10 protein-coding genes and 1 pseudogene are annotated in these 16043 nt (G+C 69.1%); 6 read left to right on the forward strand and 5 right to left on the reverse strand.

Annotated elements, in window-relative coordinates; all coding sequences use genetic code 11:
- Window positions 1-250: 250 nt before the first annotated feature.
- A complete protein-coding gene (locus LG632_RS10490) occupies window positions 251-1336 on the reverse strand; it encodes a site-specific integrase (protein WP_226726641.1) in 1086 nt (361 codons plus the stop codon).
- Between the two features lie 169 nt (window positions 1337-1505).
- Between LG632_RS10490 and LG632_RS10495 the strand changes: the two genes are divergently transcribed.
- The 5 genes from LG632_RS10495 (at window position 1506) to LG632_RS10515 (ending at window position 10361) form a co-directional block, all read left to right on the forward strand.
- Window positions 1506-1835 (forward strand): helix-turn-helix transcriptional regulator, encoded by a 330-nt coding sequence (locus LG632_RS10495; RefSeq protein ID WP_226726642.1) that lies wholly within the window; start codon window positions 1506-1508, stop codon window positions 1833-1835.
- 516 nt (window positions 1836-2351) lie between these two features.
- Entirely contained in the window at window positions 2352-4013 is a 1662-nt protein-coding gene (locus LG632_RS10500) for an AAA family ATPase (protein WP_226726643.1), read from the forward strand.
- Window positions 4014-4066: 53 nt separating this feature from the next.
- A complete protein-coding gene (locus tag LG632_RS10505; RefSeq protein WP_226726644.1) occupies window positions 4067-4855 on the forward strand; it encodes an HNH endonuclease in 789 nt (262 codons plus the stop codon).
- Between the two features lie 1969 nt (window positions 4856-6824).
- Window positions 6825-7361, forward strand: coding sequence for a hypothetical protein (locus LG632_RS10510; RefSeq protein WP_226726645.1), 537 nt, complete (start codon window positions 6825-6827; stop codon window positions 7359-7361).
- Window positions 7362-8414: 1053 nt separating this feature from the next.
- Window positions 8415-10361, forward strand: coding sequence for a hypothetical protein (locus tag LG632_RS10515; protein WP_226726646.1), 1947 nt, complete (start codon window positions 8415-8417; stop codon window positions 10359-10361).
- 240 nt (window positions 10362-10601) lie between these two features.
- Here LG632_RS10515 and LG632_RS10520 read toward each other — a convergent pair whose 3' ends face one another.
- The gene (locus LG632_RS10520) at window positions 10602-12164 is read right to left on the reverse strand and encodes an InlB B-repeat-containing protein (RefSeq protein ID WP_226726647.1); all 1563 of its coding nucleotides are present in this window, start codon (window positions 12162-12164) and stop codon (window positions 10602-10604) included.
- Between the two features lie 306 nt (window positions 12165-12470).
- On the reverse strand, window positions 12471-13223 hold the full coding sequence (locus LG632_RS10525; RefSeq protein ID WP_226726648.1) for an alpha/beta fold hydrolase: 753 nt from the start codon (window positions 13221-13223) through the stop codon (window positions 12471-12473).
- Window positions 13224-13316: 93 nt separating this feature from the next.
- Between LG632_RS10525 and LG632_RS10530 the strand changes: the two genes are divergently transcribed.
- Entirely contained in the window at window positions 13317-13958 is a 642-nt protein-coding gene (locus tag LG632_RS10530) for a TetR/AcrR family transcriptional regulator (RefSeq protein WP_226726649.1), read from the forward strand.
- 83 nt (window positions 13959-14041) lie between these two features.
- On the opposite strand, the gene LG632_RS10535 is transcribed toward LG632_RS10530, so the two are convergent.
- Entirely contained in the window at window positions 14042-15448 is a 1407-nt protein-coding gene (locus tag LG632_RS10535) for an NAD(P)/FAD-dependent oxidoreductase (protein WP_226726650.1), read from the reverse strand.
- Between the two features lie 288 nt (window positions 15449-15736).
- A pseudogene (dnaK, locus tag LG632_RS10540) lies at window positions 15737-16043 on the reverse strand (molecular chaperone DnaK); the annotation flags it as partial.

Raw genomic sequence — 16043 nt, forward strand, 5'->3', positions numbered from 1 at the left:
AACCTGCGGCCGGTTGGCCGTGGCGCTGAAGGCTGGCGGCGCGGGGGAGTGGAGGGCGCCGAGGGCCTCGCGGAGTTGGCGGATGTGGTCGCGTGGTGGTCGCAGCCATGCCGGGCGTCTAGTTTCGGGGCTGGTGTTCTGGGCTCCGGTGAGGGTTCGGTCGATGGTGTCGACGGCTTCGCGAGCTGCCTGCCGGGTGAGGTGGCTGTAGATGTTCGCAGTGAGTCGACAGGGTGGAGTGCCGCAGTGTCTAGGAGACCACGGTGAGCGGCACGCCGGCGGAGATCGTGATCGGGGCGGCCAGGTGGCGCAGATCGCGGACCGTGATCCGCGGGACGCCGGCTTCTTCGGACAGCTGGTGGAGCCGGTCGAGGACCTGGTGCGGTCCGAGCGGTCGGCCGTTGGGTCGGCAGAAGACGAGACCGGCGAACGGGTCGTCAGGAACGCTTCGCGTAGGTCGTGTTGTGCGGGCGTGGTGCCGCAGGGCGGTGGCGACGCGAGGTGAGATGGCGACCCACCCGCGGCTTGACCGGGTCTTGGGCGCCGTGATGACGAGGTGGTTGTTGTCGATGGCGGAGAGCGTGCAGCGCACGTAGAGGACGCCCTCGCCCAGGTGGACGTCGTCCCAGTGGAGCCCGAGGGCTTCGCCCTTGCGCATGCCGGTCCCGATCAGGAACTCGAACAGGTCGGCGATCTCGGGGTCGGCCTGGTGGCAGTAGGTGAGGAAGCGTGCGGCCTCCTCCGCGGTCCAGATGCGTCGTTCCGGTGCCGGCGGGCGGCGTAGGACCGGGGGAGAGGCGGGGTTGTGGGGGAGGCGGTGTTGTCGGACGGCGTCGCCGAGGGCGCTGGAGAGGGTGGCCAGGCAGCGGTAGAGGGTGGTGCGGCCGCGTCCGGCGGCGAGCTGGCAGGTGACGAAGGCGGAGATGTGCCGGTGGGCGAGCTGGTCGAGCTTGAGGGTGCCGAAGGCCGGGACGAGGTCGTTGCGGACGTAGTCGCGGTAGCGGGCCATCGTGGTCGGCTTCAGCACCAGGGCCTTCGCCTGCAGCCAGGCGCCCAGGTAGGCGGCGACGGTCTGGCTGGGGTCGGCGTTGTATCCGCCAGCCTCGCCCTCAAGGAACCGGCCCAGGGCCTGCTCGGCGGCATCCTGGGTGGAGAATCCGCCCCGTCGCACGGTGGTGCGGTGGTAGTCGGGGGTGGGGACGTCGACGGCGAAGTTCCAGGTGCCGTGCTGGCTATCGGTGAGCAGGTGGGGGCAGTGGGTGCCGAGCTGGTGGTGCTGGGGGTCTCTGCAGCCGCAGCGGCGGTAGATCCGGCCGCGGCCGGTGCTGGTACGCATGGGGATCGCCTCCGGGAGGCGAGAGCGGGAGTGGATGCTTCCAGCGTGCGACCACAGGCGACCACCGCGCCTTCCAGAGGCTCCTGACCAGCATGTTTCCCTTGTCGGAGCGCCAGGGACTCGGGGCTGCAGGGGAGGTCGGCTTCACATGCCCAGACCTGGAAGCGTCGTGCGTACGGCCCTGGCCTTGCTGGCCGTCGCATGCCGCGATCGCGAGATCGTCACCTTCACCTACCGTCGTGGCAGCGGCGAGACCGGACGCCGCCACGCCGAACCGCACGCCCTGGTCTGTGCCGCCCCGGCCTGGTACCTGGTCGCCTACGACACGAATCCGACGAAGGGCGCCTTTTTCCGTGTCGACCGCCTAACCGACCCCACCCCCTCAGGCCGCCGCCTCACCCCCGCGAGCTACCCGCCCGCGACGCCGCCGCCTACCTCGCCGAACGCCTCGCCGCCGCCCGCCCGCTACGCCCTCCACGCTACCGTTCGCGCCACCTGAAGCGGGCCATGGAGTCACAGCGGAGCTGCCGCCCGAGAGGCCCAAGAAGTACCCCCTGCGACAACGTCGGTAGGGACCGCGTCGTCGGGGCCAAGCTCGATGCTGAGAAATTATTCGGCGATGTGGTGGGCGTTGTTGGTGGCGAGGTCGAGGGTGCCGGTGTGGTCGTCGAGTGGTTGGACGCGGCCGGGCAGGGGGCCCTGTCGCGGCCCGACACCAGGCAGTTGGTGTTCCGCAACAAGGAGCAGAATGGCTGGGTGGTCCTCTCAGAGGAGACCCTCGACGATGCTGTCCTGGACTCCCGCCGAACATCTTCCCCGCGGTCACACCCTCCGGCTCAACAGCCAGGACCCTGCCCACCACCACACGCCCCCGACTCGTCCGGCCCTGTCCGCCGCCACGACCGGAAGACGGCTGACGGCCGAATGGAGGGACCGCGTCCGCCGCTGCACGCAGGGTTGACCTTGCTCTTGGCGTTGGATGAATGCTTCAGTGAACCGTTGTGAGGAGGAGTGCGTGCGCTTCATCGTGTTGGGGGCAGAGGGGCGGCCACAGGGACCGAGCAGGCAGCGTGCCTGCCTCTTGGAACCTGTACCGCTGTCGGACGATGACTACCTGACTCTCTATCGCCTTTGGTTCGCTGATGGTAGCGGGGCCGTGGATGAACTTGGGACGGTCAAGATCGGCTATGCCGATCTGGTCCGCGATGAAAGGCCTCTCGAAGAAGGGGAGTTCGACGAGCTGATGGGCCTGGATCAACGGCTGTATTGGTTTTCGCTGGGCCAGGACGCCACGTACTACGAGAGCATCAGCAGGCTGGGATCCTCTGTTCGCGTCGAGATCCTCGAGGGGTTGCGCGACATGGCGTTCGGTCATGAGGCAGCCCAGGAAGCCCAGCACTGGGACGTAACACAGACCTCCCTCCTGCGTAGCGTGGAACCGCAGACCGTCGAGATCCAGTTCCGGCGAATCGCGCGGGGCGGCTCTCGGTTGACGGCGTACCACTTCGAATATGTGATACCTCGTGCCAACCGGGCGGAGAGGCAGGCAGAAGCGTGGCGCCTGGCATTCTCGGTCACCCCTCATTCTCGACCACCGTCCAATATCCATGTGCTTATCGGCCGGAACGGAGTCGGCAAGACGACGCTGCTGGGTCACATTGGCGAGGCGGTGGTCAATCCGCATGCGCAACCCCGGGACGTCGGTGAGGTCGTGTGGGCAGACGACGGAATGGGAGCGTTCACGAACGTCGTAGCGGTCACGTTTAGCGCCTTCGATCCGGCTCAGGAAGGCGACGAGGCGGGAGCCGGCCAAGCTGAGGTCGACGGTGACGAAGGCCATCGCCTGCTAAAGGGCTGGGACCACGACGAGGATGTACCTGGCGATAACATCCCGCCGGCCGAATCGACTGAGCCGAACGTCAGATACACGTACGTGGGCCTGGCCAAAGTCGACGTGCACGGTCGTCCCACACGTGAGCGCAAGTCGTACGATGATCTCAGCTCAGAATTCTGCAAGAGCGTCGAAGAGATCCATGCAGCGGGGCGCATTGGCCGCTGGATCTCCGCGCTGACCGTGCTCAGCAGCGATCCGCACTTCTACGAGTCTCCAATCCATTCTTTTGCCCGAGACCTGCTGGATACCTTCTACTCCCGAGAAACTAGAGAACGGGCGCGGCAGATCTTCTCGTCGCTTAGTTCTGGGCATGCAATTGTCCTGTTGACGATCACGCGACTGGTGGAGACTGTTGCGGAGCAATCCCTCGTCCTCCTGGACGAGCCTGAGGCTCATCTGCATCCTCCCCTGCTCGCGTCCTTCGTCAGGGCCCTGTCCGATCTCCTTACTGACCGCAACGGCGTCGCGCTTATCGGCACCCACTCGCCGGTAGTCCTTCAGGAGGTTCCGCGTTCGTGCGTGTGGAAAGTCAGCCGCTGGGACCGGCACCTACCGCAGCGGCCTACCCTGCAGACCTACGGGGAGAACGTCGGTGTTCTCACTCATGAGGTATTCGGTTTGGAGGTCCGGGAGTCCGGCTTCCATGCCGAGATTGCTCAGGCAGTTGAGGAGCTGGGCTCGTTCGACCTGGTCATGAACCGATTTGAGGGACAGCTTGGTGGAGAGGCGAAGGGCCTGCTCCGCATTCTCCTGGCCCACCGGAATGCGGACGGACAGTATTGATGTGGCCTCTCGACCCACCCCCTCTGTCGGCTCGGGACAGCTACGAAACATGTGTGCGCGGCACCAGGGATGCGCAGCGGCGTCAGCAGCTGGTCACGGCCCGCGTGAGCGTGGACGCAGCAGGCGAGCGCTTCCGAGAAGCCGCAAGTCTTGGCACGCTGCATGACTTGGATGGCCAAGAGTTCACTGTGCCGGGGATCGCACCGGGGGAGCTGGTGCGATGGGTGTACGAAAACGGAATGGTCGGTTCCAAGGATGGGCGGGTCGTCTACGAGCAGATTCTGGCCGCCGCGCCGGACGAAAGGTGTCCTATGTGTGGGCATGGGATGGTCCGCACCCTGGACCACTTCCTACCCAAGAGACTGTTCCCTGCGCTGTGCGTAGACCCGCTGAATCTGGTGCCAGCCTGCGCAGACTGCAACCATGTCAAGGGTGAACGCATTCCAGCGGATGCCGAGACCACCCTGCTCCATCCCTACCTGGACCGCATAGACCAAGACGCCTGGCTGCATGCCCAGGTCGCCGATAGCAGTCCGGTGTGGCTGGAGTTCTTCGTCAGCCCTCCGTCCCACTGGGAGGACATTCTTATCGAGCGAACCACGTATCACTTCAAGCTGTTCGGATTGGCCAGGCTATTCGCCGTCCAAGCCAACCGGACTGTGCACAGTATCCGCCGCCAGCTGACTGCGATGCTCGGTGCCGGTGGCAAAGACATGGTGCGCGCCTACCTCGCGGATGAAGCCGAGACGCGGCTCGCAGCCCGGCTCAATGGGTGGGAAGGAGTCACTTACCGGGCGTTGGCACAAGATGACGCCTTCTGCGGCGGTGCATTCATACTCTGAGTATCGGTCTGTTGTCGGGCGGCCCAGGAGCGGTATTCGTGGGGTGACGGACTGCCGCGACGGCGCATCGTCAAGTTGAAGACGTCACGGAAACACGTTCGGGTCATTCGATGGCACTGTCGCCATGCTGTGATCCCCAGAGGCGCGCACGAGCTGTAACCATCGACTACTGGTAGTGATTGCCTCGCCGGTCTGGTGAGGCCTCGTGCTCTCGCGAAGGTTCGTCGTGGCGACTGTCTCTTCTGCTCAGCCGGTCCAGGTGCCGCGCCCATCGTCCGGTTCCCGGGTGGATCTCAGTGCTCTCGAGCCCTCGATTTTCTCCCGGCTGTTGGAGAAGGCGCATGCTGCCCGGCACCTCACGCCTGAGTTGGCTGCCGAGGCAGCCGTTCGGGCCGGGAACGGCCGGCTGGGTGTGAAGGAGTTGCGTCTGATTCTTCTCCGGTTCAGCGAATCGCGCCTGGCCGAGCAGGCGACTGCGGCGGCTTGGGCGGTGGTGACGGCACGGCCCGAGCTCGCCACGTCGGTGCTGCATTCCCATGCCCAGGACACGGGCGCTCCGACCGCGCTCGTGGTCCGGGAGCTGGGTGCCAGTGGTACTGACCTGTTCGTGGTTCAGGCTGGCTGGCGCGCTCAGACCAAGCGTATTCACGGCGCGGCCGTCTCCCGCGCGAGCAAGAAGGCTGCTTTGCAGGGTGCCGTGGTGAGCCTTCTCGGCCAAGCCGTGTGGAGTTCTGCCCCGCTGCTGCGTGCAGTCATGATGCCGGTGATGCGTCCTGGTGTGATACGGAGGCGCTCGATGCCCCGGCTGTCCAACTCCGCGCATCCTCTTGCCGCCCCTCACCGCCGATCAAACGGCAGCAATCTGCGCAGCCTCGCCCTGGTGCGAGCACCATTACCAAGACGGCGACAACGCTCTCCCCAAGTGCCTTGCCGACCCGGACCACACCGCTGGCGTACCCCTGGTGCCAAACCCCGCCGAACTCCGCTTCATCTGCACCTGCGGCACGGCATGCCCCTGCCGACACGCAGCCGCCCTAGTCCACGTCCTTACCGACAGGCTCGTCACCCATCCCCAAGACCTCGCCGTCCTGCGCGGCCTGCCCCATCCCCACCACCAGGCCGGCGACCACCCACCAGCGGGCGCGAGCACCGAGGCCAAGCCGAAGACGCAGCTCTCGGCCCACCACACCTGGGCCGGGTACCGAGAATGCCCCGACCTGCCACCGATCCCTCACTACTCTCCCGACACCGGTGCTGAAGCGCCATGTCCTCCAACCTGGTCACCACCTCCTCCTCCCGCACCCCGTGCCGAGCACTTGCATGCTCTCGTAGACGATGCCGCAGCACAGGCCCGAGCCTTCCTTGCCACCGGAACGCCGCTCGAATGCGTATGGGACGAGGACGCCATCCGGCTGGCCTCGCGACTCCCAGACACCTGCGTTGCGGGAGTCGCCGACCGCCTTGGTCTCGACATCGCGGACCTCCGCGACCGACTCACCGCAGCGCGCACCTCGCCGTAGCGGAGACGGGCCGACCAAGAACCCTTCGCGAGAATCGCCAGCGTCCGCAGAAGCACTCGAATCCTCCGGATCTGTGCGCGTACCAGCCGTCCCGAAGCCGTGCTGCCGTTGAGCCATGACCTATGTGAACGCAGGTGCGTCGTCGACCTGACCCCTTTCAAGAACCCAGCCGCGGCCTGGAGCAGCCGCGACAGCACGTCGGTGCGGCTGTGCAGGTCGGCGGCGCGGCGCCGGTCGGAGATCTCCGCGCACGCTTGTCACCAACGTCCCCGGACAACACACGTAGGTCGCACAGACGTTGCAAGGTCCCGTGATCTGGTTGCCCAAGATGCGCTGAGGCACTGGAACGCGAAGCGCGGCCCTGAGGGATTCGAGTAGCGCGTAGGCCATTTGAGCGAATCATCGCTCGCTTCCGGAATCGGCAGCTCCGGACCGGCCGTTCCCACAGCATGACCACCTGCACGTGCGACTTCGGCAGCGCCACCGGGCCGGGCCTGCTGGCCTCAGACTTCCTTCGCCGACACCTCGCAGCCAAGGAGGGCGAGGAGAAGCCGGAGTTGTCGAACCTCCCGGTGCTGTTGAGGATCGCCGGCTCTCTACGGGGTGACACGCCCGTCTTCTTCGACTTCACGAGCCATGCTGAGGCTCTGGGAACTGATGTTCCGACCCTGAGGGGTGAGATCCGTTGGCTCGTCGAGCACCGGTTCCTGGCCCTGGACGGCGATGTCGACGGAACTGCCCGGCTGTGGCTGAACCCTTGTGTGGCGTTTCCACCGTTCACGGATTGCCGCGTTATCGCGGCCCGGCACCGCTTCCCTTTCATCACCACGGTGGAGGGTGGCATGTCCGCTGCTGAGCCGGTCGTCGTCCACGAGTACGACGCCGAGGGCTGGGAGCAGGTCTACCAGGACACTGTAAGGATGACCGATGATCCGCCGTGCTTTTCGTCGGATGGCTGCTTGCTTCACGGACCACGAGGCTCCTGATCCGCCCGGCTCAGGTGGTTCTCGGCGGCGGGCCGGGCGACGCGGTCCGCGGCGTGGATCGCCTCGGGAACCAAGCCGCGGGCTCAGACGCGTCTCCGACGACACCAGGGCGGGCCGCCAACCCCGGTGGCTGGCCCGTACTACAGCGCAACCCCTGGGCCCGGCACGTCTGGTCAGGTATCAGCCAGCAAGTGTGGACTGGGATCACGGAGTCCGACCGCATTGCAGTTCCGGCCGCGCGTACCGGGCTTCACCAGAACTGGTGATCCAGGTGTGACCTCCGGGTTTTCGGGAGGTGCGGCCCCTTGCTGCCCTCTCTGCCGAGGCGGACTATGAGTTATGCCCAGACGAGGTGACCGACCGCCGAAGCGGTCACCCGAGGCGGCGCAGCGGAAGGGGACCCCCAGAGCCTCTGTCAGCCGATCCGCCGACCGCCCAGCCGGACCGGGCCTCACAGCGCCGGGGTGACGGAGGGGTCCCGCGTGACAGGGCGCCGAAGAGCCGGTTGCCAGGTGCCTGCGGGTCGTCGCTGGTGAGGTACCCGATGCCCCCCGCTAGGGCGGCAACCGGGAGCTGAAGAAGGTGATCGAGGGCGACTGGAAGGAGCGCGTCACCTCACTACGGATCCTTGGCGCCTGGAACAGCCCACGAACTAACGTCAGTCCCTATGGGCTGCAGGCGTGGCCGCCACCACGGCCGGGAGACAACTGAGCGCATGGGTTGGCCGACCCTAGGGGTGGAGATTCTCTGTCCAGCGGCAGGTGTCACTGCTCGGTCGTAAGCTCGCGAGGCAGGAGAAGGGGGCCTTACGTGCGCGACCGCATGCTGACAGCCGAGGTACCGCTCGGGCCGTTCGAAGGGACTGAGATCACGGTCCACTCGGCCAGGGGGAAGAACGCGAAACTGCACGTCCGCAGGGAGTGTGGCCAACTGCGAACGTCCAACGTAACGACTGCTGCGGTCCCGCTGAACGCGGCCGTCGTGGACAGATTCTGCTCTGGGTGCGCGGACTGGGGGCCGAGGGTCCGGCCGACGACGGGGCTGGGCATCTTCATGGGCGCACTTGGTGGAGCAGGACTGCTCCACCAACTGCAGGCCTATGCAGAGCCGGACGAGGACGTGTACTGGACTCAGGAAGAGGTACGAGCCGCAGCCGAGCTCCTGCGCGCGAATCCGGATCCGGAAGCGGATGACGACGACAGCCGGCGGGAGGCGCGCGGGGAAGCCGAGGAGCTCCAGGACCGGGTCTTGTCCCTCTGGCGTCACGCAGCCGAGAGCCTTTACCGGTCACAGGCTGTCATCGCTCACTTCCAATGGCTCACGGACTGGGCAAGGCCGAAGGTGGTCGTGAAGGAGAGCTACCTCGCCACTCTGCGGGAGCAGGCGGCTCTCTTCGTGGATCCGGCAGGGCTTGTCGTCGCTGCTGCGGCTGCGACACTGGAGACACCTCAGTTGCCGGCCGGCGACCCGGCCTTCGCGGTGCTCGGCGACGGCAGGAAGATCTCTGCCGGGCTGAGCGCGCTCTGGAGGCGCTGGCAGTACGACGCCGAGCGAGGGTGGGAAGGACCGGACTCACGGGAGATCGTTGGTCACCACCTCGTACGGGACATCAGGTCCAACAAGAAGGGATATGACGAAGCCCTGGCCGGTGCCGCCCGTCTGATTCGGTCCTGGGAGGAGAAAGCCCGGGCAGTAGCCGAGTCGACGGGCATGGAACCGACGGTGCTCATCACAGCACGTCTACCGGAGCACGAGGAGGAGCCTGCGCGCCCGGGTGAGGGCACGGCGGACGTCCTCGAGGGCATGGATCCGTGGACCACGGGCGTGCTGGTGACCTGGGCCGTCCATGCCGACTGGAGCCGCGGAATCCTGACTCTGAAGGTTCCCCCACTCGTCGCCGACCGGCTCCTAGCCATGTCGGGCAGCATCACCTGCGTCCCGGGCGGCACCGAAGACGCACCGATCGAGGCCGATGTCCGGGAGCAGGCCGATACCCTCCGCCCCGGGATCTTTGACGATTCCGAGGTCTTCGCCCGCCAGCCCGTCACCCTGGCGCACCTCCGGGCCCTGCGTGCCTACTCGTACGCGGCCGACCAGCTGTACATCGTCTTCTCGACGGGCGGCGGCGCCGAAGTCCTGTCTCTCGACGCCATCGAGCGGAGACTCGCCCAGGGCTGGACCGGGGTCATCGTGGCCAGCGCTTCGGACCTCCCGAACAGCGTGATCAGCCCGTGGGTCGAGCAGGTCGCCCTCGCGCCAGACACGTCAGACCCAAGCGACGCACGGCAGCCTGGGTTCGGCGCCGCCCTGAGCCTTACGGCCGGAGCCCAGGACGCGGTGCGCTGGCCACGCGGGGACCGGGCCAAGGAGCACAACCTGCGCCTGCTCGCCATGGCACGCGGCGTCTCCGATCTGCGAACCCTCGACACGGGCCGCTCCTCCACCCTGCCCCCAGCCGTTTGGGAAGGCCTCCTCGCGCCTGCTCGGCTTGACCTCTCCCCGTTCCGCCCGCCCAACGGTGACCGCTGGCGCAGCGGCAGCGGTCTTCCTCTCGGCGTGCTGCGCCACGCTCAGATCTACACCACGAACGCGGACCCACGGCTGGAGGGCAAGGGCCACTCGCCCCTGTGTCGGCACACACGGGAGCGGGGCGTTGTGGCGAGCGACGACCTCCTGACGGTGGCCGATCTGCTGGCCCGTGACGACTTCGACTGGTGCAGCAAGTGCGGCGGCTACGCCGTACGCCGGCTGACCGACACCCAGCTCTCGTACTACCGGGCAGCGCACAGCCTGCACGACATCACCAGGCAGCTGGACGACAGTCGGCCACACCGAGCTCCGGTCGACATCTTGGCGGTCGTCAACCAGCTGGAAGAGCTCGCTGACTGGCAACCCGGGAGCCGCGAGGGCTGGGGTGTGGAAGGCCATTGGCCCTGGCGCGAGGCTGTCCGAGAGCAACGACGCCGAGCCGAGAAGCTGCGATCCGCTGATCCTTCCTGACCCTCTTCTTCCTGGCTCCCCGCCCGTTTGCGAGCGGGCGGGGAGCCACGCGGCACTGATGACGCCCCCCCCGGTCGGCCCGCAGTGGGGTCTCCGACGACCAGTGCGGAAACGCAGGTCGGAGGCCGTTCTCTCATCCGGGGGAGGACGGCCTTCCGTGCGTCGGTCGCCGTGCGCTGAACCGATGGTCGGTCGGGAGCACGTCGGTGGTGGCGCGTGGCGGCGGGGCCGGGCCCGGCCTCAGGCCTCGATGAAGACCGCCCCGAGAGTGTGGGCGGCGTCCATGGTCACGTTGACCTGGTCGTTCGGGCCGTACTGTCGGCCGTCGTAGATCCAGGCCGCCAGGCGGTAGCCGGAGGCCGGGGTGGCGGTGACGGCGACGACCGTGCCCGGCTTGTAGGGGCCGTAGACGGAGGGCCGGACGCTGCCGCCTTCGGAGCTTTCCAGAGTGAGGGCGTAGCGGGTTCGGGGGACGGTCAGGGAGCGGTAGCCGGCCACGATCGGAGTGGTGAGGCGGGCGAGCTTGGCGTTGTTGTTGCTCTCGTTGCCGAGGGGCTGGCCGTAGATGCTGAGGCCTGGGTCGGAGTACACGTTCTCCGTGCGGCATGGCCGGCGGCAGGAGGTGGCGTAAGCCATGAGGTCGGTGTGCTGCTCGTCGGAGGTGATCCAGCCCGTCCCGTAGGGGGTGTTGAGCTCCTTGACCCAGCTGCCGTCGGGGACCTGCTGGGACAGGGTGCGCCGGTCGTGGAAGAGGCCGAGGTTGTGGCCGATCTCGTGGCCCAGGTTGTACCAGCCGGTGAGCGAGTCGTAGTCGACGACGGAGAAGGCGAGGCTTTCATCGAAGTTGCCGCGGACCGGCAGGCTGCCCTGTCCGGAGGACTGGCCCGGAACGCTGTTGACGACGGTGACCAGGTCCACGCCGTAGCGGCGGCGGGCGTCGGCGGCGGCGGCGCCCAGCTCGGAATCCTGCGGGTTGCTCAGCTTGCTCCACATCAGCGAGGAGGTGTTGTTGCCGGTGTAGTGGGTGTTGTACGTGCCGATGATGTCGATGCTGGCCGGGACGCCGCTGTCGGCGAGGGCCTCGTTCATCTTGCGCTCGGCCCAGTAGATGGTGTTGACGACCTGCTGCTCGCTGCCGGCCCGCTGGACGGCGAGGGGGGTGTACCCGGCGACGACGTCGATGACGGCCGGGTTCTGCGGCGTGGCCTCGGCCCGTCCGGCGAGGGAGCTGCGGGGAGCGGTGCGCGCCGCCGGGGCCACCGCCAGGTCGTCGGGAGCGTGGTGCGGCCGCTTGGCCGGGTCCTCCTCGGTGATGCGGGCGCGCGGGGGGCTGCCGGGCAGGGTCTCCAGACGGTAGACGTGCTCCCCGAGGTCGGCGACGACTTCGACGAGGGCGGTGCCGGGCGGGGTGCGGTCGGTGGAGCAGACTCCGTGCAGGGAGACGATGACGCTGGTGTCCGGCCTCCCCTGGACATGGCCGGACCAGGTGCGGGTGCCCCCGTCGTCGTCGATGCCGTCCTCGACGGCGGTGAGGCGGATGTTGTCGAAGAAGTCGAAGGTCCATGCGCGCGGGGCACCGAACGGGGCTCCGGTGCACAGCGTTCGGAAGGCGTCGAGAGCGAGCGGGACGGTGCGGTCGCGGAGCACCTCCGCCCCGTCGCCGTCCGTGGGCGACGGGGCGGAGACGACGGCAGGGGCGGCGGAGACACCGGTGGCGGAGAAGCCCGCCATGGGCAGCGCGGCCATGGCGGCGACCCCGAGCGCGAGGAGACGCGCTCGGCGGGGGTGGCGGGGAGAGGTCATGCCGCACACGAAGCCACAGGCGCCACCGCACATGCCGGAAACCTGCCGGGTCGCAAGGACGAGGTCACCCGACTGGCACGGCTCCACCACTCCGTTGCCCGGGGGACGCCACCCGTGAACCGGCTCCGGGCGGGGCTTCGACCAGCGCGACTCAGGGGAGGGGGAGGCGGGCGGGAGGTGCCGCGGGTGGGGCGCTCGAAGGAGCCGGCGCGGCGCGGTCGTCGCCCACGCCGTTCGCCGCGCCACGGACGCGGTGATCTGCCGGCTCCGCTTCCGCGTCACCCTCGTCCCGGGCGTCGGACGATGTCAGAACCGTTCGAGGAAGTCGGTGATGAGCCGCAGCCACTCCGCCGGGTTCTCCGCGAACGGCAGGTGCCCTGTGGGGAGTTCGGCGACCTCCGCGCCCGGTACGGCAGCGGCGAGGTCCCGCTGGAGGCCGGGCGCGACGAGCGGGTCGAGGGTGGTGACGACGACGAGCGTCGGCACGGCGATCCCGGCGAGGTCCTGACGTACGTCGATGCGCCGGACGAGGTCCACGTGTTCGGCGGTCCCGGTGGGCACGAGCGGCGCGAGCCCGGCCGCGGCGGCCCGGACCTGGGCGGGGGTGAGCGCATTGAGGGTGGGCGCGGCCAGGGCCATCAGGTTCAGGTACTCCGCCATCAGCACGTGCTGACCGGACTCGTACAGCTGCTGCCAGATGGAGGCGGCCAGTTCGGTGCGGGTGTCGGCGTACGCGAACGTGGCGCTGAGGACGAGTGCGCCGACCCGCTCGGGGTGCCGCGTCGCGAGCCGTACGGCGAGGGGGCCGCCCAGCGAGTAGCCGCTGACCGAGAACCGGTCGAGCCCCCGCTCGTCCGCGGCGGCGACCATCTCGTCCACGAGCGCGTCGGCGTCCAGGGGGACGGGGGAGCGCGGGGTGTTCCCGGCGCCGGGCAGATCCACCCCGACCACGGTGTGCCGGGCGGAGAGCCCCTCCATGATCGGCCCGTAGTTGGCCTCGATGCCGCCGCCGGCACCGTGCACGAGCAGGAGTCCGGGGCGTGCGGAACCAAGCGTCATGACCGCTCCTTTAGTGATCGCTAAAGCTGTGACGTCGAGGACCGTAGCAGAGCTTCTTTAGCGACCGCTACAGATGCCGGGTATGCTGGCGCCGTGAACACCACCCAGACCGGCAGTACGGGAACGGGCGAGAGGCCGAGGGCGCGAAAGCCCCGGCGCGCCTTCGACCGCGACGAGGCACTCGCCGTCGCGCTCCGCGAGTTCTGGATCCACGGCTACGAGACGACGTCCATCGCCTCCCTCACCAAGGCGATGGGCATCAACCCGCCCAGCCTGTACGCGGCCTTCGGCGACAAGCGGCAGCTGTTCGCCGAGGCCGTCGAGCTCTACCTCGCCCGTCACGGCGCCGGCCCGCTGGAGGGCCCCGACGCCCGCACCGCCGTGGAGGAGATGCTGCGGCGACTTGCCGTCGACTACACGGACCCGGCCCACCCGCCGGGCTGCCTGGTCATCACGGCGGCCACCAACTGCGGTCCGGGCGCCCAGGAGGTCAAGGACGACCTCCGCGACCGGCGCGAACGGACGAAGGAGGCCGTCGCCGCCCGCATCCGCGCCGATGTCGACGCGGGTCTTCTTCCGCCGGCCACGGACGCGGAGGGCCTCGCGGCCTACGTCGCGGCAGTCGTCCAGGGCATGAACCAGCAGGCCTGCGACGGCGCCACCCGCCAGGACCTCGACCGCATCGTCACCTTCGCCATGGCCGCCTGGCCCCCCACCGACCCACCCGCCGCCTGAGGCTTTTGACCGGCGCCCCGCGCCCCACGTCCGGCGTCCGGCGCCCCGCGCCCCGCGTCCGGTGCCCCGCGCCTCGCGGCCGGTCAGCCTTCGGCGCTGCGCAAGGTCAGGTGGGGCCGCAGCACCAGGCGTAGCCCGGCGACCGCGTGGTCGGGCGTGGTGGGCCAGGGCGTCATCCGGCTCGCGCCGTGGCCGCCCAGGCCTACGGGGCTGTGGCCGGGCAGGGGGTCCCTCAGGGCGGCGAACAGGCGGGGGACGGCGTGGTCCTGGGTGTCGTGGAGGTCTTCCACGCCGGTGACGATGTGCAGGAACGACTCGTGCAGGCGCAGGGGTTTCTGGTCGCGGTGACTGAGCTGCTGGGCGCGCCGGAAGTGGGCGTCGCGGCCCTGGTGGATGTCGTAGAAGGCGCCGACGAGGACGAGCAGGCGTTCGTAGGCGTGGCGGTAGGCGGCCTGGTAGAAGGCGGCCGCTCGGGATGCGGTGGTGTCGTGGCGGAGCGTCGCGGCGATGGAGGCGGCCGCGAGCAGGCCGCTGTGCATGGCGAGGTGGACGCCGGTGGAGAGCAGGGGGTCCAGGAAGCAGGCGGCGTCTCCCGCGGCGTACCAGCCGGGTCCGCAGAAGCGGTCGCAGACGTAGGAGTAGTCGCTCTCCACGCGCACGCCGGTGGCCTGGCGGGCGTCGGCCAGGAGGTCGGCCAGGGCGGGGGTGCGGGCCAGGTGGTGGGTGTAGAGGGCTTGGGCGGAACCGAGTTCCGTGCGCGCCTGGGCGAAGGAGCGCTTGTCGGTGACCAGGCCGACGCTGAGGGTGCCGTCGTGAAGGGGGATGGCCCAGAACCAGCCGTGGTCGGGAAGGGAGTACAGGCAGATCGCGCCCTCGGGTGCGCCGGGCACGGGTGCGACGCCCTGCCAGTAGGCCCAGGTGGCGACGTTGCGGAACGCGTCGTGGAAGCGGCGCAGGCGCAGGTGGCGTGCGGTCAGCAGGCCCGCCCGGCCCGAGGCGTCCACCAGATGGGTGAAGGCGGTGCTGCCCTGGTGGCCGTCAGGGGCCGTCCAGGTGGCGGAGCGCGGCCGGCCGTCGTGGAAGGCCACGGCGCCCACGGCGGTTTGCTCATGGACGCGTACGCCTTGGTGGCGGGCGTGGTCCAGGAGGGCGTGGTCGAAGTCGGCGCGGACGACCTGGAAGCTGTAAGGGGCCTCGGGGCCCAGGTGGTCGAAGTGCAGGGCCCACTGCTGGCCGCCCCAGTCGTAGTAGGCGCCCCGCTTGCGTACGAAGCCGTGGGCCTCGACCGCCTGGCGGGCACCGAGCAGGTCCAGGAGCGGGAGCAGGGAGGGCAGGAGGGACTCGCCGATGTGGTAGCGGGGGAAGCGGGCCTTCTCCAGCAGGGTGACAGCGAAGCCTTCGCGGGCTAGCAGTGCGGCCGTCGTCGCTCCGGCCGGACCCCCGCCGACGACCAGGACGTCCGTCTTCGCGGCCGGGTGCGGGTCGTTCATGACAGCCTCCTGCACGGCGGAACGGCCGGGACGCGGCCAGTGAACAGCCTGGGCCGGGGCGGCGGAAGACCGCCTCCGGCCCACCCTGGCCGACCGGCTCGTCGCCGGCGCGCGGGAACGAGCCGACCCGCACGAGCTCCGTGCCCTGAGTGACCCCAGGACGCACACGGGACTTCCGTTGCGGGCCGGGTCCGAGGCAGGAGGGGCCGTAGGAGGTTCGGGGCGCGCCGGCACCGCCGGGTGCCCGGGGCGGCCCTGCGGCAGGGCGCCGCAGGGCGGCCGGGCCGTTCATGATCCGGTGCTCTGCCTGGCCGACCGCTCGTCGTCGACGATCTCGGCGTCCACGACGTCCTCGTCCGGGCCGGCCGCGCCGTCCGCGCTGCCGCCGGTGCCGGGGGCGCCGCCGGGCTGCGCGTAGAGGGCCGTACCGATCTTCTGGGCGGCTGCCGCCGCCTTCTGCGTCGCGGCGCGGACGGCGGAGGTGTCCTCGCCCTTGAGGGACTCCCTCAGTTCGGCGAGCGCGCCGTCGACCTCGGCCTTCACGTCGGCCGGGACCTTGTCGGCGCTGTCCGCCAGCAGCTTCTCGGTCTGGTAG

It is taken from the genome of Streptomyces antimicrobicus (assembly GCF_020532625.1).
In the GTDB taxonomy this organism is placed as follows: Bacteria; Actinomycetota; Actinomycetes; order Streptomycetales; family Streptomycetaceae; genus Streptomyces; species Streptomyces antimicrobicus.